20 protein-coding genes are annotated in these 22,837 nt (G+C 44.1%); 10 read left to right on the forward strand and 10 right to left on the reverse strand.

The window, feature by feature from the left end; translation table 11 throughout:
* Positions 1-328: 328 nt before the first annotated feature.
* A complete protein-coding gene (locus GC096_RS16940; RefSeq protein ID WP_171631790.1) occupies positions 329-607 on the reverse strand; it encodes a hypothetical protein in 279 nt (92 codons plus the stop codon).
* Positions 608-774: 167 nt separating this feature from the next.
* Positions 775-1,989 carry an S-layer homology domain-containing protein gene (locus GC096_RS16945; RefSeq protein ID WP_171631792.1) on the reverse strand — a complete coding sequence of 405 codons (1,215 nt, stop codon included), beginning with the start codon at positions 1,987-1,989 and terminating at the stop codon, positions 775-777.
* Between the two features lie 218 nt (positions 1,990-2,207).
* On the opposite strand from GC096_RS16945, the gene GC096_RS16950 reads away from it, so the two are divergent.
* From GC096_RS16950 to GC096_RS16965, 4 genes are all read left to right on the forward strand, one after another.
* Positions 2,208-3,863 (forward strand): FAD-dependent oxidoreductase, encoded by a 1,656-nt coding sequence (locus tag GC096_RS16950; protein WP_171631793.1) that lies wholly within the window; start codon positions 2,208-2,210, stop codon positions 3,861-3,863.
* 154 nt (positions 3,864-4,017) lie between these two features.
* The gene (locus GC096_RS16955) at positions 4,018-4,794 is read left to right on the forward strand and encodes a DeoR/GlpR family DNA-binding transcription regulator (RefSeq protein WP_171631794.1); all 777 of its coding nucleotides are present in this window, start codon (positions 4,018-4,020) and stop codon (positions 4,792-4,794) included.
* Entirely contained in the window at positions 4,787-5,611 is an 825-nt protein-coding gene (locus GC096_RS16960) for an HAD family hydrolase (RefSeq protein ID WP_171631795.1), read from the forward strand. The genes GC096_RS16955 and GC096_RS16960 overlap by 8 nt, the downstream gene beginning before the upstream one ends.
* Positions 5,608-6,786 carry an MFS transporter gene (locus tag GC096_RS16965; protein ID WP_171631796.1) on the forward strand — a complete coding sequence of 393 codons (1,179 nt, stop codon included), beginning with the start codon at positions 5,608-5,610 and terminating at the stop codon, positions 6,784-6,786. The genes GC096_RS16960 and GC096_RS16965 overlap by 4 nt, the downstream gene beginning before the upstream one ends.
* Before the next feature lie 273 nt (positions 6,787-7,059).
* Here GC096_RS16965 and GC096_RS16970 read toward each other — a convergent pair whose 3' ends face one another.
* The 3 genes from GC096_RS16970 to GC096_RS16980 form a co-directional block, all read right to left on the reverse strand.
* Positions 7,060-7,605, reverse strand: coding sequence for a hypothetical protein (locus tag GC096_RS16970; RefSeq protein ID WP_171631797.1), 546 nt, complete (start codon positions 7,603-7,605; stop codon positions 7,060-7,062).
* Between the two features lie 48 nt (positions 7,606-7,653).
* Entirely contained in the window at positions 7,654-9,090 is a 1,437-nt protein-coding gene (locus GC096_RS16975; protein WP_171631798.1) for a DEAD/DEAH box helicase, read from the reverse strand.
* An 85-nt stretch (positions 9,091-9,175) separates the two neighbouring features.
* Positions 9,176-9,751, reverse strand: coding sequence for an RNA polymerase sigma factor (locus GC096_RS16980; RefSeq protein WP_171631800.1), 576 nt, complete (start codon positions 9,749-9,751; stop codon positions 9,176-9,178).
* A 410-nt stretch (positions 9,752-10,161) separates the two neighbouring features.
* Between GC096_RS16980 and GC096_RS16985 the strand changes: the two genes are divergently transcribed.
* Positions 10,162-10,425 carry a DUF2573 family protein gene (locus GC096_RS16985; protein ID WP_056613709.1) on the forward strand — a complete coding sequence of 88 codons (264 nt, stop codon included), beginning with the start codon at positions 10,162-10,164 and terminating at the stop codon, positions 10,423-10,425.
* Positions 10,426-10,468: 43 nt separating this feature from the next.
* Here GC096_RS16985 and GC096_RS16990 read toward each other — a convergent pair whose 3' ends face one another.
* A complete protein-coding gene (locus tag GC096_RS16990) occupies positions 10,469-11,245 on the reverse strand; it encodes an SDR family NAD(P)-dependent oxidoreductase (protein ID WP_171631801.1) in 777 nt (258 codons plus the stop codon).
* A 74-nt stretch (positions 11,246-11,319) separates the two neighbouring features.
* On the reverse strand, positions 11,320-11,778 hold the full coding sequence (locus tag GC096_RS16995; protein ID WP_056613703.1) for a chemotaxis protein CheX: 459 nt from the start codon (positions 11,776-11,778) through the stop codon (positions 11,320-11,322).
* Between the two features lie 280 nt (positions 11,779-12,058).
* On the opposite strand from GC096_RS16995, the gene GC096_RS17000 reads away from it, so the two are divergent.
* Both GC096_RS17000 and GC096_RS17005 read left to right on the forward strand, forming a co-directional pair.
* Positions 12,059-13,738 (forward strand): PAS domain-containing sensor histidine kinase, encoded by a 1,680-nt coding sequence (locus GC096_RS17000; RefSeq protein ID WP_171631803.1) that lies wholly within the window; start codon positions 12,059-12,061, stop codon positions 13,736-13,738.
* The gene (locus tag GC096_RS17005) at positions 13,735-14,517 is read left to right on the forward strand and encodes a TIGR01457 family HAD-type hydrolase (protein ID WP_171631804.1); all 783 of its coding nucleotides are present in this window, start codon (positions 13,735-13,737) and stop codon (positions 14,515-14,517) included. Before GC096_RS17000 ends, GC096_RS17005 begins: the two co-directional genes overlap by 4 nt.
* A 279-nt stretch (positions 14,518-14,796) precedes the next feature.
* Here GC096_RS17005 and GC096_RS17010 read toward each other — a convergent pair whose 3' ends face one another.
* Complete coding sequence (locus GC096_RS17010) at positions 14,797-15,375, reverse strand: PadR family transcriptional regulator (protein ID WP_171631806.1); 579 nt, start codon at positions 15,373-15,375, stop codon at positions 14,797-14,799.
* A 13-nt stretch (positions 15,376-15,388) separates the two neighbouring features.
* Positions 15,389-16,915: an MDR family MFS transporter gene (locus GC096_RS17015; protein WP_171631807.1), complete on the reverse strand. Its 1,527-nt coding sequence runs from the start codon at positions 16,913-16,915 to the stop codon at positions 15,389-15,391.
* Between the two features lie 267 nt (positions 16,916-17,182).
* Here GC096_RS17015 and GC096_RS17020 point away from each other — a divergent pair, with 267 nt between their 5' ends.
* Positions 17,183-18,085: a LysR family transcriptional regulator gene (locus GC096_RS17020; RefSeq protein ID WP_056613689.1), complete on the forward strand. Its 903-nt coding sequence runs from the start codon at positions 17,183-17,185 to the stop codon at positions 18,083-18,085.
* An 11-nt stretch (positions 18,086-18,096) separates the two neighbouring features.
* Complete coding sequence (locus GC096_RS17025) at positions 18,097-18,903, forward strand: histidinol-phosphatase (RefSeq protein ID WP_171631809.1); 807 nt, start codon at positions 18,097-18,099, stop codon at positions 18,901-18,903.
* 62 nt (positions 18,904-18,965) lie between these two features.
* Here the strand turns inward: GC096_RS17025 and GC096_RS17030 are convergent, their stop codons facing one another.
* Positions 18,966-21,281 carry a bifunctional diguanylate cyclase/phosphodiesterase gene (locus GC096_RS17030; RefSeq protein ID WP_171631810.1) on the reverse strand — a complete coding sequence of 772 codons (2,316 nt, stop codon included), beginning with the start codon at positions 21,279-21,281 and terminating at the stop codon, positions 18,966-18,968.
* Between the two features lie 318 nt (positions 21,282-21,599).
* Between GC096_RS17030 and GC096_RS17035 the strand changes: the two genes are divergently transcribed.
* The gene (locus tag GC096_RS17035) at positions 21,600-22,682 is read left to right on the forward strand and encodes a ParB/RepB/Spo0J family partition protein (protein ID WP_171631812.1); all 1,083 of its coding nucleotides are present in this window, start codon (positions 21,600-21,602) and stop codon (positions 22,680-22,682) included.
* Positions 22,683-22,837 lie beyond the last annotated feature (155 nt).

Genomic DNA, 22,837 nt, shown 5'->3' on the forward strand with positions numbered 1-22,837 from the left:
GGTACCCAAAAAAGTGACGTTAACCTCCGAAGAGAATTCCGATTACTTTTCCGGGGCCCAAATTTAAAGCTGACTTGCTCATTTGAAGCTAGCGAGATTATTAATCTCATTTAAAGTCACTTTCGTGACTGTGCTTACTCACTCGTTGTTCAGTTTTCAAAGATCAATTTCTTTCTTTTCCCAATCCGCTCTCACGAACAGGAATTACAATATAGCATATTCATCCAACCAAATGCAAGCTTTATTTCTACAAGTTTCGATAAAATTTGCAGTTCGTTTTGGCCGGACCAGTAATATACCATGGGTATTTGGATAATGCAACACCTTTTTAAAAAGAATATCGATTCAACTCTTGCACCACAAGTTCTTGCTCAAATTGCTCTTTCAATGAATCATTACTTGGAGAAGTCGCAAGACCAATTTCCTTGAACTCACGAATGAGATTCTGAATCTCATGAAGATTACCCTGCTGCACATAGTGCTCTGTCTGATTAATGACGTGGAAGGCCGTAGCCTGATAAGCATCCGTAAAACTTTGATCAACACCCACTGCGCCTCGATAATCAGCATAATACCTCTTGAACGTATCCATTAAACTTTCTTCCATCCTAACCATCTCCTCTCCTGATATAGCATAGTTTCCCATTAACCTTTCCAATTTATACAATTTAATGTACAACAAGCCCCCTGCGAATTTATGCAAGGAGCTTGTTGTGAGAATCTAACCTTTTTCATCTCTTTATATATCTATAGTAAGAATGCAACTTATTAGCTTTATTTAACGTCAATTGTAGTAACGGATTGATTTTGGCCTTTAAGCTGAATCACATGACCTGCTGAGAAGTTAGCTAGGTTCCCCGTCAAAGCGAAAGTCGAAGACACATTATATGTAGTTGATTGATCAACGCCATTGATATTTTGTGTGATCGTGATTGTTGCAATTTTACCTTGAGCGTTAATTGTTGTTGCAGTCAATGTACCCAAGATGTCGAATGAAGTGTTTACAGGTGCATTACCTGTTACTTCTACAAATACTACTGTATTGTTGAAGGTACGTACTTTAACTGTATCGCCAACAGCAATTTCAGTAGGGGCAACCTTGACACCATTACGCAATACGAAAACATCTGGGTGCAAGTTATACACAGTCGTTGTACCATTTTTAGTTAGGGAAAGAACATTGTTGTACACAGCTGTGTTTACCGTTCCTGAATTTGAGTTTTGATCTTGGCCAGGTAATTGCTCGTTAGTACGATCTAGAAGAGCTGCTAATTGCGCACGTGTTACGCTTTGATTAGGTTTGAAAGTATTGTCTTCAAAACCGTCAATTAAACCTTTATCAACCGCTACTTTCACATAACCAACAGATCCAGCTGGAATTTGCTTAGCATCCTTGAATGTAAGTGTGCTAGTCATGTTTGCTTTAGCTTCTGCTTCTAATTTCAATGCTTTCACTAGAAGAGTAGTTGCCCATAGACGGTTTGCATCTTCATTAGGCTTAACACTGTCATCACTCTCTGTGAACAGGTCGTTCTCAAGAGCTACTGCAACATAACCTACTGCCCATGCAGGAATTTTGTCAGCATCTTTGAAGTTCAATTTTGTTTGCTTTTCAGCATCAGACTCTGCTTGCTCACGCAATCCCATCAAACGAACAGCAGCTGTAATCGCCTCAATACGAGTTACTGTTTTCTCTGGTTTAAAGCTTCCATCTTCATATCCTTCAAATACACGCTTGGACGCTAGACTTGCAATGTAACGCATTGCCCATTGTGAATTTTTCATATCGTTAAAATTAATGTTAATTGTTACGTTTCCATTAATAACATTTTGTGTATAGCTCGTATTATTTTTAGATCCATTATTATTGTTTCCTTTACCACGATCATCGTTTTTATTTCCATTTGCAAATGCGGCAGTTCCGCCACCAGCAACCATAGTTAGAACAAGACCTGTAGCTACGAATTTTTTCATTAGGTTTTTTTTCATTTTAAAATCTCTCCCTTAGTCATTTTATGGTTTATACATAAGATTAAGATGGAGCCTTCGCGAAGGGTTCCTGGTTATGCTACAAGGATTCGCCAATGCTTGTCAGTTTTTGGGGGTGCAGGTTGTAAATCTTTCAGAATCAATTCTCAAAGTCTATTAAATCCACCCTGAAACTGCTAAACTTAGACCATATAGTTTAACGCTAAAGGAGCTTATGTATGCGCTTACGAAACCCGCGAGTTCAGCTCGCTATTGCTCTGGCTGTACTCCTAATTGTTGTATCAGCCTTCTCATTCAGCAAGATTTGGTTCAAACAAGGAAGCATCAACGTAACCGCTGTAGTTCCAACTGTTACCCACCAAGATACACCTCAAGTGAGCGAAGTACCTTCAGCCGTACCCAGTCCAGATACGAAAATAGCGAGCGTTGCCACATATCCAACTGAAAACGTAGATGTTGTTGTAATTGGTAGTGAGCTTGAAGGCCTTTATTTGGCCCGCGCTGCCATGGATGAAGGTCTCAAAGTGAAAATATTAGATCCCCATCAAGCCTTCGGCGGTCAAATCCTTCAAAGTCAGATGTTGTTTCTAGATGAAACACGAGATGAACAAGGACATTTACTCGTACAGGGCCGTGCTAAAGAACTATTCGATGGCTTCCGAAACGCTAAGATTCGAAAACTTTCTGAATTCACGACATATATGGACAAGTTAAGTAAAGATATCCCGATTGAGTCAGGCATCACAATTCAAGAGGTTGAACAAATTCAAACACCTGATTTTATGCACAAAATCCCATCCATCCTATATAAAACCAATAAAAATGAAGTTAAGAAAATTACGGCCTCCTATTGGGTAGATAACAGTGATTTTGCCGCATTAATGAGTCGCTTGGACGCTAAACGTCTACCAGGTCTTGAGAAATTCTATGGGCAAAAAGATATTGAGTACATGAGCGCAGGCATGATGATGAAGTTTAAAAACGTAGATTGGAAGAAGTTCAATACGACCTTCAATGCATTAAAGCCAGAGGAAAGATCGAAGCAATTCGGAGGTGGAAGTGTCAGTGATAGTTTCGCTATTGGGCTTAGCGGCATGACGAAGGCGTATCATCCTTCTAATGATCGTGTTTTCCTTAGAGGTTTGAATGCCGTGAATCAACGTGATGGCGAAGTCCTCATTAATGCGTTGCTAGTCTATACCGTGGATCCTGCCAAGCCGGCGTCTGTGCAAGAAGCAGTCTATTTGGGAAATAAGGAAACTGCTCAGATCTTGCAGCATTTCCGTAAAACATTACCAGGCTGGGAGAAAGCTGAGCTAGGCGAACTGCCAACTTACCCTTATATCCGAGAATATAATCACTACGAAATGGATTACACCCTCAAACCATCTGATCTCCTCGGAGGTACGATGTTCTGGGACAATGTCAGTATTGGCGGTTATCCGCTTGATCTCCAGGGTACGAGTGCCAACAAATGGGGAATTGAGATGGGACGCCCTGACAAATACGGCATGCCGCTTCGCAGCTTTTTACTGAAAAATTATGAAAATGTCATAGCAGCAGGAAAAAATGTTGGTTCCTCTGCGATTGCATATGGCAGCACACGCATTCAGCCAAACACGAGTTTAGCCGCAGAGTCCATCGGCGTCATCTTGGGCCAGCTTCATGGCAAACAGAAACTTCGCGAAATTAAACCCGAAGATATGCTGAAGCTCCAAACGTACTTAGCTACTCGTTATCAAATCAAGTTGACTGGCGTAACAGGAACCAACAAGATCACGGGTTGGAATGAAGAGGAAATTCGCAAACTGGATACTGGCGAAATCACTTATCCTAGCTACGTTCAAACACGTAAAAAACCAGCCGTTAAATGACATAAGAGTATTAATGACCGTGTCCTCGTTCAAGTAACGAGTGAGCACGGTTTTTTCTTTTCAAAAAAGGATTGAAAGCCAAGCAACATGCGTATACAATAAGTAATACACTTATATTCACTTACAAATACTTAAGTAAAGGAGGTTATCATCTTTGTTTCAAGAAGAACGACTCGTGTCCATCCTTGAATACTTAAAATCAAATAAGCGTATCTCCGTAGATCTGATTTGTGAGCTTTATGAAGTTTCTCGCGATACGGCTAGGCGGGATATGGTCAAATTAGAGGAGCAAGGATCCATCGTTCGTACGCGAGGTGGTGCAATTCTTCCCACACTTTCTAAAGAAGTAGGCAATTATGATCAACGGCTTCAGGAGGAATCCTCTTCGAAACTGACGATAGGTAAAACGGCTGCAACCCTCGTTCAAGATGGCGATTATCTAATGATGGATGCTTCAACAACTGTTCTGCATGCAGCTACTGCTCTGGCCTCTAAAAACAACATTGTCATCACAAGTTCCATTCAAACAGCCGCTATCCTTACTCGCAAAGATGGTATTACGATTCATATGCTTGGTGGTGTGCTAGACAATAAGCAACATAGTGTCTACGGGGCTAAGGCGATTGAAATGTTAAACGAGTATCACGTCGATAAGCTTTTCATTGGCACTTGCGGCATTTCCGAAAATGGGCTATCCGCCCCCAATGAGGAAGATTGTTATTTAGTAAGAGCGATGATGGAGCATGCTGATCAAGTGATCGTTCTCGCAGATCATTCGAAATTCGGCAAGCGTCTGTTCCATCGTGTTGTAGGATTTGAAAGTATTGATATTCTGGTAACGGATCAAGCGCTGAGCGAGGAAATGAAAGAGCGCTTACTGGCCAGTGAGGTTGAAATTGTACTAGCAGGAGGAGAAGAACAACATGATTAAACTAATCGTAAGCGATCTGGACGGCACGCTGCTTGACCATCATAAGAAAGTCACGGAACGGGAGCTGAAAGCTCTACAACAAGTGAGAGACGCAGGAATAACGCTTTGTCTGGCCTCTGGTAGAATGAATTCGGAGATGCAGCGAGTACTTCAAGATATCAATCATCAAGCTCATTCTGTTTCCCAAAATGGTGCTTTTATCCATTTGATGGATGGTGCGCTTCTGCAAGCGAAGCTATTTGAGCCTTCCATTGCCCACCGAGTGTATCAACTCATCGAATCTTTCGATGTAGTTAAGTTTATATGCTCCGGAAGTGCCAATTATATCGAGCACTTGAGTCCCGCTTCGGACGAGATTCAGAAGAGAATGTTCGAACTTTTTATCGTCCAGAACGAGATGAAACAATCCCTGAAGGATGCGTTTCCGATTTGTAAATTCTCACTTTTCGGGCATGTGGACATTTTGCTTGAGATCAAGACGATGTTAGAAAAAGAACACTGTGATCAATTGGACATCTATATCTCTGATAAAGATTGCCTAGACATCATGCCTCACCAAGTTTCCAAAGGCAGCTCCCTCCTTACACTTGTTTCCCACTTGGGATTAAAACCTGAAGAGATCGCGTGTATTGGAGACTCCTTTAATGATGTCTCGATGTTCGGTATTACTCCGCATAGCTTTGCTATGCACACAGCTCATTCTGATGTGAAAAAGGTTGCCACGAATACGGTAAACTCTGTTTCCGAAGCGATTGCCCAAGTACTGGCTTATAATGAAAAGTTTACGACTGAACGTAAAGGAAGCACAGCATTATGAAAAGATTATTAATTATGGGCTGTCTCTCCTACTTGTTAACAGGCTGCACGCACGTCATTTTCGGCGCGGTGTTACCTGAACTACTAGCCCATTACGGACGAAGCTACAGCGGTGGCGGCATGCTCGTCTTTTTGCAATTTGGAGGTTTCATGCTAGGTGTGCTTGCGATGCCTACACTCATTCGTACCATCAGTCGTCGAAGTACAATTACAATGGCATTTTGTTTACTTTTTATCGCTATGCTGGCTATAGGGTTGCTGCCCCCTTGGCCAATGGTCATAGGTCTGACATTCATTGCTGGTATCTCCTTCGGACTTGTGGAATCTAGTATCAGCACCTTTGTCCTCATGGCTGCCAAAGATCAACAAGCCGTTGCTTTCAGTAAGCTTGAGGTATTCTTTGGACTTGGCGCCTTATTCATGCCGCTTGTATCCAGTCTGCTCATTGCAAATGGGCTATGGAAATTCGCCTTTATGCTGCTCGGACTAAGTGCTCTTGCAACAGGCATCATTTGGTCAAAGCTATCCTTAGGCGAGCATGATGAATTACTTGCACATAAAGCGGATCGTTCGCAGAAAGCAGATCGAGTTCCTGTACTTTCTAAAAAATCGTTCATTTTTCTATCCTTACTTATGACCGTCTTCTTCTTGTATTGCGGCATGGAAAATACGATTGTAAATTTCTTACCGTCGATCTTTAAGGACCAGCTACAGGCTTCAAGCTCTGTCTCTACACTCGGTGTGACCGCTTATTGGTTAACTATGGTTGTGGGCCGCTTATTTGCGGGTGCACTAGCTGAGAAGATGACCTATTTCAAATACTTAGCTTTCTCGTTCGCATTAAGCTTAATCACCGTAATCATATGGGTATTTAGCACGAATCTTTGGAGCAGCTTTGCCGTGATCCTCTTGCTTGGATTGTTCATGTCAGGTATGTTCGCCGTTGCCCTTATTTATGCGAATCAACTGTTGCCTGGGCGTACGGAGCAAACGACGAGTGCACTCATTGCCTCTGGTGGTTTAGGAGGAGCGATCCTGCCACTTGGTGTTGGTTGGGGCATGGATCATTTCCATGTAGGTGTCTCGATCTGGTTTGTACTGATTAGCATGTGTGTTGTGTTTGGCATTATTCTGTATACACGTAGATGGCAGGCTCCTGTGTTGGGGGCAAATTAACTGGATAAACTACAGCTATTTTTTGAAGTTTTCGCCCTAATTTCCAATTAGATGGAAAATATGTAGGTGATTTTCGCCAAAACGACCAATCTAACCATTTCGGGGTAAATTAACTGCATAAAATCCATCTACTTGCTAAATTTCCGTTAAACTAGTGAAATTAACTGTAGAAATTACAGCTATTGTGCCAGACGGGGTGTAGTGGGTGGAGAACAATCCAAAAAGCAAAAGACCCTTCACATCCACTTAAGTGGATGTGAAGGGTCTTTCTTTTTACTGAAATGGCTTTAGTTGAATGAGAATCGCATTATCTTCAAATACAATATTTTTAATGCCAATTAATTTAGGCAAGTAAGATTGCAATGGAATTTCAATCGGAGCTAGTTGAAGCCACTCGCTAGGCAGTTGCCAATTCCGGATCTGTGTATTCACATGCTGGATGACCAAGTTAGGTGGATCCCATGCCAATGTGAATGTCGTGTGAGCACCAATTGGAATCCGATCGTGCCACCTCATGTTTACATCCGCCTCAACCCTAGCACCCTGCAGATCCAACTCTGCACCTTCCATCCGAAAATTATGCGGCAGTGTGCTGTGCGAGGCTAACTGCTTTTTGAGCAATTGATTGACTTCCTCTTCCGAAAGCCGCACGTCCAGCTTTCGGGAGAGGATCATTTCTGCAATTTTGCTGCTTATGGCGATCTCTTTATATTGTAGATCTAGCGACTTTGTTGGTTTCACATACTGAATGATGATGAATAGCATCACCGCGGCGATGACAGCCAGCATCAGGAGTGTGATCGTAACTTTCTTCAGCATGCCAATACACCTCGCAGATCATGAGTAGGCTTCGCGAGGAAGCGCGCGCTACTCTTCTTTATTCTGCTGCTTCTCTTTCAGCCAGCGCGGAGCGCCCTTGCTCTTGCGATCGCGCTCGCGTTGCGCTTTGCTGACGGCCTTGCCTGCGGCGGCCGTCTTCCCTTGCGCTGCCGGCTTCGCCGGAGCAGCGGCCTGCTGGCCGCGCGCGTCTGGCGCCGCGGCACTTACACGCACCGCGCCCGCAGGCGCGGCAGCCTCACGCGCGCCGGCGGAGCCGCTGCGCGAAGGTGCTGCTGCGCTTGGGCGCGCAGCTTCACGGCGGCTGCGCATCGTAGCCGCACTGCGGTCTTGGGCCGGGTCAACCAACCGGCCCTCGTACATAGCCTTCGGCTCGATCGTAATACCGAGCTGCTTCTCGAATTTCTCGATGATGAAGAGCTCTCTCGAGGTCACGATAGAAATCGAAGTTCCCTCACGGCCCATCCGGCCTGTCCGACCTACACGGTGCAGGTAATACTCTGCATTCGTCGCCACATCCAGATGGAATACGTGCGTCACACCTTCAATATCAAGTCCTCTGGCTGCAACGTCAGTGGCCAACAATAATTGGAATTTCCCCTCACGGAAATTACCCATGACTTTGGCACGATCCTGCTTGCTCGCTTCTCCATATAGAGCTTCAACAGAAAGCCCGACATATTGAAGCTTACCAACGACTTGTGCAATATCATCAGTTACATTAATGAAGACAATCGCAGAAGTTGGTTTAATCATCCGAACAAGTCTTCGGAGGGTGTCAATCTTTTCACGTTCCTGACACACGACATAGTGATGTTCCAACGTTTCAGCCGTACGCTGGGAGGGGTTAATTTTGATAATAACCGGATCCTTCAACCATCTACCTGCTGCTTGCTCCGTACTTTGAGGAATTGTCGCCGAGACAAACACCATTTGACTCGTGCGAAGCATACCTTTGAGTACCGCTTCTACATCCTGCATAGAGCCAAGTTCAAACACTTGATCAACTTCATCAACAATGCCCATTTTCACATGATGCAGCGTAAGCTTGCGAACTTTCATTAATTCCAACAATCGTCCAGGCGTTCCAACAACGATATGCGGGTGAAGACGCAGCTTTTCGATCTGTCTGGCAACAGCCGCTCCGCCGATTAAAGATTGCGAACGAATAGGGCCCCCGCTCGTCAATTTCTCAATTTCCTGCATGATCTGCATGCCCAACTCTCGCGTAGGGACAATAACCATGACTTGCAATTGTTTCTGTGTTGGATCAATTCGCTCCAAGGCAGGCAGCAAATAAGCGAGGGTTTTACCCGTTCCTGTCTGGGATTGAATAATCGCGTCTTTCCCTTGCAGGAGAACCGGAATACCTTCCGCTTGAATCGGTGTTGGCTCACCAATCCCTAATTCTTGTAATTTATCTAAATAAGTCTGTGCAATCTGCAGCTGTTCGAAACTCGTGCTCAATACGATATACCCCTTTTCTCTTCCAACCTCATGCCCATATTATATGCTAGAGTGCCTCAGCAAACAAATATGCAGACGCCGCCCTCTATCGATCTGATCCCCATTCGTCCAAAAACTTCTGTTTAATGGCATCCCGTGCACGAAAAAGCCTTTGTCGCACAACGCCTTCGGTCACACAAAGTTCGCTAGCCATATCTTTATAAGATAAATTATGAATCCATTTCATCGCGATAATCTGTCTATAAGAAGGATTAAGTTGATTGATATAAGCAATAACGGCTTCTCTCATGACTTTCATTTCAACCTCTACGTCTGGCGCAGCCGAATAATCTGAAGTTGGAGCTGACTCCTTTAAGGAAAACAATACCTCTGTCTCCAGTTCATCACGGTTACGTCTATGTTTGCGCAAATGATTGAGAGTCACGTTCCGCGTAAGTCTCTTGAGCCAGCCCTCATATTTATCAATTTCTGTTAATAAAGGGGCTTTGTGAACAGCACGGAGAAAGGCTTCCTGGATAATGTCCTCCACGGCAGCGTGATCTCTCAAAATAAAATTAATCATCGGATAAACGAGCAAGTAAAATTCTTTATAAATTTGTTCCTGCAACCCTTTATCTAATGTATTAAAGTCCCTGTTGAATATCTCTCTCAGTGACTTCATTTTATCCCCCCTAGCCTACAGGTAAAAAGACCCATCGGTTATCTACCTTATTTTAGGTTAAAAAGGGGGAGTAAACAATCGTTACCGTTAAAATAACAGGAAAAATTTTCCCCTTCACGAGGAAGCATTACTTGTAGAAGGCAGAATACTTCGCGACATTTTGACAGCCTCTACTTCATCTATTGAGAAAACCTCTATCGAAGCTACTCAAAGATGAGCGACCGCTATTCCACCCCACAAAGTGATGATAAGCTTCGATGTAAATTCCGATTACTTTGTGGGGACCCCAAGACATGTAGGTTTTATCGCCAATATGAAAGCCGTTTTCGGTTTCCGAATACTTATGCTTTCCTATGTGGTAAACTAAAAGTGCTCCAACTACTCTATTTCCATCCGAAGGGATGACGTACATGCCTACTGATTTCGAAAACGATTTTAACACGTTGGTCGCCAAGACCGCAGAACTTATTACTGGTGATACTTCCCCAGAAATGATCGAGAAAATCAAAATATGGGCTTTCTTCAATCATGTTCACAAGGCACTCCCCGCATTGGCTTCCCACTGGAATCAATCTCATCCTGAGGGCAAGGCAGAAATGCGAAAGATTTTCGAAGAAATTCGCGCACTGAATCAAGCGAAGCAAGCAGCGAAGTCTGATTCATCCGAAACGTAGCAAAGGCAGAGAAAAAGCGACCCCAATGTGACTGGGAGCCGCTTTATTTTTTATTCATGATACCTGATGCTAGTTTGTTAAAAAGGCGTGGAAACAGATGAAATAATTTAATCCCAACACCCGCTACAAAAGGCAGGTTTTTCTCTGGAATGTTTTTCTCGATCGCATGAATGAGCTCTTTGACTACTTTGTCGGGCTTTAACATAAACCAAGCGATGTTCTTGACATAATTACCGCTCGGATCCGCCTTGTCGAAAAATGGTGTCGCAATCGGACCTGGATTAATCGCTGTCACGGATACCCCTGTTCTCGCTAGTTCCATCCGCAAGCTATTCGTGAATCCTAGCACTGCATGCTTGGTTGCCGAATAGGCTGTTGATTTGGCTGAACCAATTTTACCTGCCATTGAGGCAACATTGACAATATGACCACTACCTGCCTTTAACATGTGCGGAAGCACTGCCTGCGTGCAACGCACGAGCCCCAAATAATTCACATCCATCATCTCTTCAAAATGAGCAAGTGGCGCTTCCGTAAATGATTCAAATATGCCATATCCAGCGTTATTAATGAGTATATCAATTCGCCCAAACTCGGCGATGATGCGGCTCACAACTTGATTGACCTCATCTGTATGGGTAACATCCATGGCGTAGACAGCGTGTTTCCCCGGCAAGCTCGAAGCAATTTGTTTCAACATATCCGTACGCCGTGCTGTCAACACAGGAATAGCACCCTTAGCTGCAAATTGCTGCGCCATCAATGCTCCAATTCCACTTGAAGCCCCTGTAATCAAGACGACTTTGTTCTTGATTTCCAACTTATTCCACTCCCTTCGACACGCAAAAAAAATGGAGCTACCATCCTACTGGTACTCCAACGTTTCTACTTATATTACGTAATTAGCACTTGAATGTCTAGTTCACCAATGCCATCCATGATTAAAGGAATGGTTAATGCTCTCTTCGGCACAAATCCTGCTGCCGTTGCAGATTGGACTAACTTCGGTGGTGTAATGTCGACCCGAACGCCTTGGTTAAAGAGCATCGTGCTCGCATTACCACTAATCATATTGCCCAATTCAGAAATGGCACTCTTTCCCATTTCATCCATCTCAGTGATGACGAATCCGCCCATCATGGCAGAAACCATTTTCAGAGCAACATCTTCAGCCAAGCCGAAAACGACGTCGCCTTCCATTTGTCCAGTCATACCAATTTGGATCCAGATATACTTTTCCACAAATTTGACGTCTTTAATGCCGAGCTGTCCTGTCGTTGGGCGAATGTTAGCAACTTGCTCGATGACGATTCTAGCCGACTCCAAAAAGGGATTAATGTACTCAGCCTTCATAGCTCCGCTCCGATCTCATTTGTGAATAAGTTCCACAGAAAAACGACCTTTTTCAACATTATACATAATATTTTAGGACAAGTATACTGTCAATTTAACAAAAATAGTTCCATCTACTCAGATACATGCCACAATTCTACCTTCATACTTAAATTGTCGAAACCTAGTATCGAATGCTTCCAAATAATTAAAATCCAAAAGCAATGGTAAATTTATACAAAATAATAACTATTCCTGTTAAACTAAGAAAGAGAATCCCAATAAGGAGAGATGAGAGTCAATGACGATGAACCCCCCTCCTGCAAGTACCCAAAAATTCACGATTTACCTGATAGCCGTCATAGCGATCTTCGGTATTCATTTAATTTATTTGCACCATCTTCCCCTTTTTCAAAATAACCGCTTGGCCAGCATCGCAATCGATAGTGGTATGTTCGTCGTATTTATGTTACTCATCTTATTAGGAATACGGTTACTCAAACGACGTGAAACGAGTATTTCGGAAAGTGCTGAACGATATAAATCACTATTCGATAACCATCCTGATTCCATTATTTCCTTTAGCTTGGATGGAGATATCCTTTTTTCGAATCATGGACTTGAAAGCTTGCTCGGATTGGGTGAAGAATCGTCCAAATCCGCCTCGTTTCTTCCAATGATCCATCCTCCTGATCTACTCAAAACGCTGCACCATTTCCAAGTAGCCTCAGAAGGAATGCCCCAAAATTTCGATGCTTCTTTCTTACATCAAAATGGTTTCCCTATCCCTTCTAATGTAACTTTTGTTCCTACTAAGGTGGGCAACCAAATCATTGGGGTGTATGCTATTCTGAAAGATTTGACCGAGATCAGAGAACAGAAGAAAGAAATTGATAAGCTCTATAAGCAAAATCAACTTATTCTCAATTCGGTATCGGAAGGCATTTATGGTATTGATACGAATGGACGCACGATTTTCTGGAACAAAGCCGCGGAAGCCATCACCGGTTGGAAAGTGGATGAAATGCTAGGTAGACGCATACATAACCTAATTCGGCCGCTTCATGAAGATGGAACTTTGGTCATACCTGAGGATAACGCGACAGTAAATACGATGCTTCAACGCGAAGGCGCGATCATGAATGAAGATTTGTTTTGGAAAAAAGATGGAGCCAGCTTTCCAGTAGAGTACATGTCCAGTCCTATGTTAGATAGTGGTGGTCAGCTGCTGGGTACCGTCATTACATTCAGTGATATCACAGAATTGAAGAAGACGCAGGAATTGCTTATTAAATCGGATAAGCTATCTGCCGTTGGACAGTTAGCTGCTGGTGTTGCACATGAGATCCGCAATCCGCTGACCGCGTTAAAAGGATTCCTCAAGCTGCTCAAGACAAGCTCTGCCAAGGAGCAATATTACATTGAAATTATGCAAAAAGAGCTGCAGCGTATAGAATTCATTGTGAATGAGTTTTTGTTTGTATCCAAACCACAAGCTACCCACTTCGTTACTAGCACGTTATACACGATCATCATGAGCACGGTAGAGTTACTTCAACCACAAGCACTTCTCTCTAATATCGAAATTGAAGCAGAGGTTGACTCAGGGCTTCCGCCTGTCATGTGTGATGAGAATCAAATCAAGCAGGTCTTCATTAATATTATGAAAAATGCGATTGAATCGATGTCGCAAGGTGGGAGTCTGCGCATTCATGCAGAGCTGAAAGGTTCGGGCAATCAGATTCTTGTTCGTTTCGTGGATCAGGGCTGTGGCATTGCACCTGAACGTCTTCCCAAGCTTGGAGAACCTTTCTATAGTACAAAGGAAAAAGGAACAGGACTGGGCCTAATGGTTTGTTTTCGGATCATTGAAGCACACGGTGGGTTCATGAACATTAGCTCTAAACTTACGGAGGGTACGATCGTCGAGATCACACTGCCGACAACAACTTACCTATCTAAAGGAGAAGCAACAGGATGAACGGATTTCTAATCGATCTAGATGGCACACTATATAGAGGGCACGAGCCTATCCCTGGTGCCGCCGCTTTCTTGCAATGGCTCCAGCAGGAGCAATTGCCTTACCTCTTGGTGACGAACAATTCGTCCCGCACCCCCGAGCAGGTTGCCGAGCATCTACAAGCGCTCGGCATGGAGGTACCCGCGGCAGCCGTCTATACGTCTTCGCAGGCGGCTGCGCAGTACTTGACCGAGCAGCGCGCTGGCCAGCGCGTGCATATGATCGGCGAAGACGGCCTGCGGATTGCGTTGGACGCAGCCGGCTTCGCGTTGGATGAGACGACGCCGGATTACGTCGTCCAAGGCATTGATCGCAGCTTCACCTATGGGAAGCTGACGGAAGCGGTCCGCCATCTGAAGCATGGCGCGACCTATGTCTTAACCAATCCCGACCGGATGCTTCCGTCGGATGGAGGGCTTATGCCAGGGGCTGGCTCCCTGGCCGCTGCGATCACCGCCGCCTCCGGCGTGGAGCCGGTGGTGATCGGGAAGCCTTCGCCGATCATCATGGCGTATGCCATTGAGCGGCTCGGTTTGCCTGCCGCCGATGTCTGGGTCATCGGCGATAACGTGCACACCGACATCCGCGGAGGCGCGATGGCGGGGTGCCGCACTGCCCTTGTCTTGACGGGCGTCGCGACGCCAGACAATGTGCACGAGCAGCTGGCGTCGGCTGGTTTGACGCCGGACTTGGTCTGCACGGATTTGCCCCATTTCATAGCGCAGCTGAATGACCGTTAATGACTTTAGCTTCTCACCTGAAGCTGAGTTAGTCCGATTTCCCCAAATTAAAACGAGAAATTCTGTTTGAATAGTACAAATAGTCCGGATTCGCCGAACTAAATACCCATTTTCCGTGTGTGAGTCGCGTATTGGGCGATTTAGTTAGGTAAAAAAGGACTAATTACGATGCAATGACGCTGCCAGTGATTTTTGTTCGGCAATTCCGGACTAATCGATCATTTACTACATAAAAAAGCATTACCTTGTTAAACAAGGTAATGCTTTTTTCAATTCGCTTCACTCGATCCGATCCCAGTCCACATCGAGCTCCGTATTTCTTTCCTGCAATCTACCGTCTCGGGCATCCTGTTGCAGCTCTTCCAGCCATTTCAACTCAGTGAAAGCACGTTTATAGCTGCCGACCATCATATGCAAGACGACGCGTGGAACGATGTTTAAGTGCTCGTCGTACAAACTTTTCATCTTATTCATGATCATTTTCTGTTCCAAAATTTTATGTTCAAGAATATCTGCAATTTTAGATTGATCACCATGAACGGTAAATGGCAGTGCCACATAGAGCGGATGATAATGTTTGATCTCTTCATGCAATTGATGAGACAACAGCTCTTGAAATTTTTGCGAACCCGCTTCCGTGATTTGATATATGGTTTTCTCGGGCCGATTCGTATCCCGCACGACTTCCAGTGCTTCTACATGACCATCCTTATGCAGTTGATCCATGGCATAATAGAGTGAACCGTCCTGCAGCTTCATATAATTCGCCATGCCGCGTTCTTTCATCGTTTGACGAATCTCATAGGTATGCCGATTGGCTTCCATTAAGAGTCCGAGAATGACCAGCTTCATCGACATTTGTGTTAACCTCCTAGTGTCCTACTGGTACATCTCCTTTGACAGGCGCTTTACCAACTTCTAGTTTAGCATTTCCCATCAATAAAATGAACGCGAGACCTAGTATAGCTAGAACAATCGTAGTTTGGAAAACTACGGCAATCGAATCCGCCAATGCGGTTAGAAGCTTATGCAATACCTCTTTGGGGATATTCGCTCTCACTTCGGGTTGAAGCAGCATGCGCGCGTCATGGAATTTCTCAGCCATAGCTGGGTCATTCAATGATTTCGTAATATTGTCTTTCAAAGCATTTACTTGAATGCTTCCGAATATCGCTACCCCAATGGCAGAACCAACGGAACGGAAGAAAGCTACTAAGGATGTTACCGTACCCCGGCGACGGAAATCGACTTTATGGAGTGCAGACATCGACGTGATTGGAAAACATGCGCCAATACCTAGCCCAAGAATAATCATGTAGGTTGTGATAACCCATCTCTCAGAATCAATGGAGATACCGCCAAGAAGCGATGTCGCCAACAGTAGAAGAGCAACGGATACAAGAAGCACATTCCGATAGGAGAATTTACCGATGAAGCGACCACCTAATGCACTACTTACAACAACACCCAACATCATAGGAGTCAAAGTCGAGCCAGCCGATGTCGCTGAACCTTCGAATACGCCTTGGATAAACAAGGGAATGTAGGTCCCGGCCGAAATGAGAACCGCTCCATAAGCAAAGCTAACTCCCATGCTAGATGTAAATAGCCGATTCTTGAACAAATCTAATGGCACAATGGGCTCTGCTGCGTTTTTCTCAATAAAAATAAACCCTGCTAAGAGCACGACGAACCCTGCAAATAAACCAATAATCTGCATCGAACCCCAAGCATACTCTTTCCCGCCAAACTCCAATGCGAACATGAGTGAAACGATGGCTGCCGTTAATACAACCGTACCGCCCCAATCAATTTTAGCCTTACTATGTTCCACGGACTCGTGATAAGAGAAAATAATCATAATCAGAGAAATAATACCTAGAGGTAAATTGATGAAGAAAATCCATTCCCACGTCACATGATCTGTGAAGTAAGCCCCAATAATAGGACCAAGCACACTGGATAAACCGAAAACTGCGCCGAATAAGCCCTGCATTTTACCCCTTTTCTCAGGAGGAAAAATGTCAAAAATAATAGCAAAGGTAATCGGCATCAACGCACCGCCGCCAATACCTTGGATCGCACGGTAGATGATCAGCTGTGTCATCGACGATGCTGTCCCACATAACGCGGATCCAATCATAAAGACGACGATCCCGATAATGAAAAATAATTTGCGCCCATACATATCCGAAAGTTTACCGAAGATGGGCATTGCCGCCACATTGGCAATCAGATAAGCCGAGAATACCCAAACAAATTGGCTAAAACCGCCCAGCTTAGATACAATCGTTGGCATCGCAGTCGATACAATCGTCTGATCTAGAGAAGCCAGCAAGAGCCCAAGCATCAAAGCTACAACTGTCACGGTCGGATTTGATTTACGTGATAAAGACATACGTGGAGTCTCCTTAATCGTTCTGTTTTAAAATACATAAATTATTATATTCAAATTTGAGTAATTTGCAAAGATAATTTTCAGTTATCCGCTTCTCTTCTATACAACAGTAGCTTACGCTCAGAGACCCGCAATTATCCCGCCATGTTGCCTAGTTAGCACTTCCTATCATATAATAAAGTCAGAAAAGGTTTTTATGTCCTTTACAATTTCGATAAATTTTATTTGTACCCTTGATCTTACATCTAACTTGCAGGAGGTAATCTGATGAATATGAACCAGTTAGAAACCCTGCTCACGATTTCTAAGACGATGAGCTTTCGTAAAGCTGGTGAAATTCTAAACTTGACCCAACCTGCCGTTTCCGCGCAAATAAAAAGTCTTGAGGATGAATTTGGTACGATTCTCATTGATCGTAATCAGCCTGTTACTTTAACAGATAGTGGAAAGCTTTTCTTGGAACATGCGGAAAAAATATTACGGATCACGAGTGATCTGAAACAGCGTCTTTCCGATCTGAGTCAAACCCCTCAAGGTCATATCCATATTGGCACAACGACTTCCATTGCCATGCAGATCTTGCCGAGGGTCCTTTCCTATTTCCAGGATCAATTCCCGCTGATTAAAACAACCATTCATTCCATGACCTCTTCTCAGATCATGACATCCGTGGAAAACGGTCATATCGATATTGGGATCACGTATTTGTTTGAGAAGAATCCAGCTTTGGAGACTTCCGTGCTTTACTATGATAATTTTGAACTCATCGTCTCCACGCACCATCCTCTTAGTCGTTTCACACATTTATCTATCGAGAAGCTTAGAAATATTCCGTTTATTATGCTTTCCCCAGAAACTGCGGGTCGACGTTTCGTCGATCAAATCTTCAAATCCTATGATGTCTCGCCTCATATTGTCATGGAGTTGTCAAGCAGTGAGGAAGTGAAGCGCATGGTCGAGTTAAATCTAGGTGTTGCGATCATATCCAAAATGTCTGTTGCGGATGAACTTCGACATGGCTCATTGAAGATGGTAAAAGTAAACGAACTGGATATTACCCATCCGGTAGGCGTAGTATATAAGTCAGGAAGATACTTGAATTCTGCCATGCAACAATTTCTTCGCGATCTCAAAGGAATGCCGGAAACGCAATTTATCGGTTCTGAATAGGAGGCCTTTCAGTGAAATTCGACTTACATACGCATCATGAGCGATGCGGACATGCGCAAGATACCATACGTGACTATATTGAGGCAGCCATTGCCGCTGGCCTTCAAGTAATTGGCATCTCCGATCACTCCCCCTACTTTGGAAGCTCGGAAGATCATGCACAACCTGCCATCGCCATGGCAAAAAGCGAATTTCCCCGCTATATTGAGGAAGTACTTCAACTCAAACAAGCGTATGCAGGTAAAATTAATGTACTCTTAGGTGTGGAATCAGATTATTTCCCAGAGCACGTGGAGATTTATAAGCAAGAATACGCGAAGTATCCGTTCGATTACATCATTGGCTCCGTTCATCTATCCGGAGGTGTGAGCATCTTCAATCGCAACCGATGGAAGAAGTTGAACGAAGCTGAGCACGTTGAGCATAAGGAAGAGTATTATCGTCTGATTGCTGAGTCCGCGCGATCGGGAATGTTCCAAATTCTTGGGCATATCGATGCGATGAAAGGCTTCTACCCTGCCTTTTCAGATATCACGACACCAAAGGTCGATGAGACTTTGAAAATCATCGGAGAATCCGGCGTTGCGATTGAGATTAATACGTCAGGCAAAACGAAAGATGTTGGCGGCTGGTACCCCTCACATGAGATTCTAGAGCGTGCGCTGCATTATGGCGTTGAGGTTACTTTCGGTTCTGACGCCCATGTCCCTAGCCGCGTTGCTGACGATTGGGAAGAAGTTCAGAAAACTTTGAAAGAAATTGGCTTCCAGCATTGGGTCTATTTCGAAAATAAACAGAAGCAAATTGTCGCGCTGTAGCGGACTTTTTCTTATTCCATATACCAAAGAGGTGCCCTAGTGATGGGGCACCTCTTTGGTATTTATATATCATAATTATGAACAGAATTTGCTCCTAAGAATGCCAATTTATCATGGAGTTCTTCATTCAGAATCGCTTGCAACTGTGCGGGTTTCATCGGCTTATAGAAATAATAGCCTTGGATGTGATGGCAGCCATTCGCCACCAAGAAGTCCGCCTGTTCTTCCGTCTCTACTCCCTCTGCAATCATTTGCAGCCCAAAAGCATTCGCCACAGAAATGATCGCTTTGATCATGGCGCGATCTTTGTCATCGGTTTGAACACCACGAACAAAGGACTGGTCCAGTTTAATCTTCGTGACCGGAAACCTTTTCAGATAGCTTAAGGATGAATAATGCGTACCGAAATCATCCACGGAGATAGAGATTCCTAATTGGCGAAGCCTATTCAAAACGCCCATTTGTTCATCCTGCATCGCTACATTTTCCGTGATTTCCATCTCCAAATATCGCGCTTCCAGCCCGGTCTCTTCTAGAATCGCAATAACCTTATCCACAAAGCGTTCATCATGCAGTTGTTTGACAGATATATTAACAGAGATCCTCAGCGGTTCAGTGGTTTGACGATGCCAAGCTTTCATCTGACTGCACGCGCCGCGGAGCACCCATTCACCAATTACATCAATAAGTCCTATTTCCTCCGCTACCGGAATAAAATCGGACGGCGAAATGTAGCCTTTCGTCGTATGATTCCAACGTAAAAGTGCTTCAACGCCTGTAATTGCCCCCTTCATGCAATCCACCTGGGGTTGATATACAATCTCAAGCTCATTTCGATCCATCGACTGACGGAGGTGATTCTCCATTTCCAACTTAGAAATTGACAACATCTCCATGTGTTGATTGAAGAAGCTATAGGAGCTGCCACTTTCTTTTTTAGCCATATACATCGCAATATCCGCATTTTTCAGCAGCGCTTCCCACGTTTCACCGCCATATGGATACTGTACAATGCCAATACTCGCATTTATAAAGAAAGAACGATTCGCCAATATACAAGGTGGTTTCAAGACAGCAATAAGTTGTTCGCAGAAAGCTTGAATTTCCTGCTGGCTAGAGCAATTCTCCAATAAAATCGCAAATTCATCTCCACCAAACCTAGCAAAGGTATGGAAAACCAAATGAGATTGCTGGATGCGTTGAACAACCTTTTGCAGCATATAGTCACCCATATGATGCCCATGTGAATCGTTGACCATTTTAAAATTATCAAGATCAAAGAAAAGGACGACGAGTGAGGTCCCCCTCACCTGATTGTAAGTAATTTGCTCTTTCAACATCATCTGAAAATGAGCACGGTTATGTATGCCTGTCAGTACATCGTGGTAGGCCATATAGGACAACATTTGCTCCGATTCCTGCATCCGCTTCGTAGACTCCTGTAGTTCCTGCTGACCCGCAATCAACTCTTCATTGGCCGCTGTCAAATCTTCATTCGCGATCTGCAGCTCTTGTGTCCTCTCGTTCACAGCTTCACTGAGCCGATCACGTTGTCGAATGATATAGATAATGAAGAATAAGCCAAGAAATAAAACGAGAAGTATGGAAAAGCGGATGATGAGCATTTGAATATTGATCGTTTTTACCGCGCTATCAGGAGGGGTAGCTGCTAGTTCCCATTTCGTATCCTGAAGATCGATCACTGAGATCAAAGGGGACTGAAAGAACATTCTATTTTCCCCGTAAAATGCTGGCATGCCTGGACTACGAATGGCCATCCGCGGCCCTTCATCAGCATCGTCTTCAATCCCTGCTTCAATAAGCAACTTGTCCATGTTAATGGCAACGGAGACGAAGCCCCAGAAAACGCCATCTTGAAATAGTGCTTTACGAGCTACCAAACCTTGCACACCTTGAAGCAGCATAAAAGGACCGTCGGTCGTCATTTTTTTCGTTTGCAGAGCTTGATTGACTTGCTTCTGAACATTCTCTCGAGGATCCTGCAGGAGATCCCAATTCATAATATCCTCATTCCCTTTCAAAGGATAAACGAACTTCATAACCCCATGTGGTGCTATGACAACATTAAAGGCAGACGCTTGTGAACCTGCATATAACGCTTCAATATACGCTTGAATCTCTTGATCACTTTTGTCTTTCAAATAGCCGGCGCTGACATAGGCCTCTAAACTTACCATCAAATTGAAATTACGATTAATGACAGACTGTAAAGCAACAGCTTTGGCAGATAATTGCGCAGCCTCCGTACTTTGCAGTTCATTCAGAAGCGATTTTTTATAGGTAGTGAGAACCGATTCAGTTGAGGTAAACAGAAGGACAAAGATGAGGGATAAGAAGAAATACTGCATTCTGTTCATAGGTCTTTCCTCCCATATTTGACTTGAAGCAGGAACATAATTCGACAACTTTCTCTATTATTTCATCTCTTCTCCCTTACTGGCAATACATTTATTTGCCTCCGGGCTCGTTTATACATGAGTTATGAACTTCTTGGTAACGCCTAGTATTTCTGGGACTTAAGTCTCGCCATAATGACTGCTCGTTTAATTAGCACTATGCCATAACTCAGGGTCCATAATCCCCCTACCAAATCCTTTCTAGCGAGTTGGCGTTCCCACACTTCCTTACTTGATATATAATTAGACTAGATGACCCTGACGAATGGAGACATGAAGATGGACATACATAACATTTCTATGCATCTCATTGATGAGGACACGGACCAGCCCCGCTACCAGTTCAATGAAGAAGCACTGCAAGAATTAATGAAAAGTATTGGGGAAATTGGCTTACTTTCTCCGATCAAAGTGCGTACAACCGCCAACAACCGATATAAGATCATTTATGGCAATCGCAGATATAAAGCTACCAAAATGCTCGGGCTTCCAACCATTTCATGTATCGTGTCCACGGTAACGGATGAGATGGAAATCTATCTAGAGCAGATTGCTGAAAATCTCACACGAGAAGGCTTCTCTCCCATTGAGGAAGCCGAAGCTTTCCATAAGCTCATGCATGATGCGAAATTTAGCTCATCTATTAAATATCTTTCTGGTAAGCTTGGCAAACCTGAAACGTATATCAAAAACAAGTGTGAGCTGCTTAAGTTTGGTAACTCCGTAAAGAAGCTCATCGTAGGCGGCACGGAGATTCGCAAAGATAAGCTTACGGAAGATCAATTGCTGCCGTTGAAAGATCTTCCAATGGAGCATCGTGATCCCTTAGCTCTGATCATGGCACGTGATGAAATGCCAGTCAGTGATGTGAAGAAAATTGCCAAGATGTTTAAAGATAAAGACATCTCTGACCGAATCAAGGGGCAGTTGCTCTATAAATCAGGGCCTGAACTAATCGAAACCTGGTCTACCTTCCAGAACAATCGGGCTGAACGCGCGAAACCGATCGCTGCCAAGGCACCTGCGAAAGCTGAGAAGATCAAAGTTGAGGTTCAAGAAGTTGCCGTACCTGCTGTGCAGGGGATTGATGGTAACAACGTGGGGCTGCCAGTAGAAGCTAATCCTTCTATATCGCAAGCTGATGTAAGTGCTGCTGCTGGATCGCTGTTACAAGCTAGACTACAGCAATTACTTCAAACGATTCCTACTCCACCTACTTCTAGCGAGCTGCAGCAGGAACAGGTTGGGATGAATGAGCAACAAAGAGAGCAATTCTCCCAAGACGTCTCGACGTTAGTGGAACAATTAGAGAAGCAATTAGAAGCTTGGAGAACGGTACAAAGCTTCGCTGTCTCTCGTTAAAATTAACCTACACCGCATGTGATTCGTGTTACTCCTAGTGAGGAAAGCACGAGCTGCATGCGGTGTTTTTATTGCTTGTTCAAATGTAGACGGCGATCCGAATCAACGAAGATTTACTACTTCCATACTACCATACAAGTATGGTAGTATGAGTT

This window comes from Paenibacillus plantarum, from assembly GCF_013141695.1.
GTDB lineage: Bacteria > Bacillota > Bacilli > Paenibacillales > NBRC-103111 > Paenibacillus_E > Paenibacillus_E plantarum.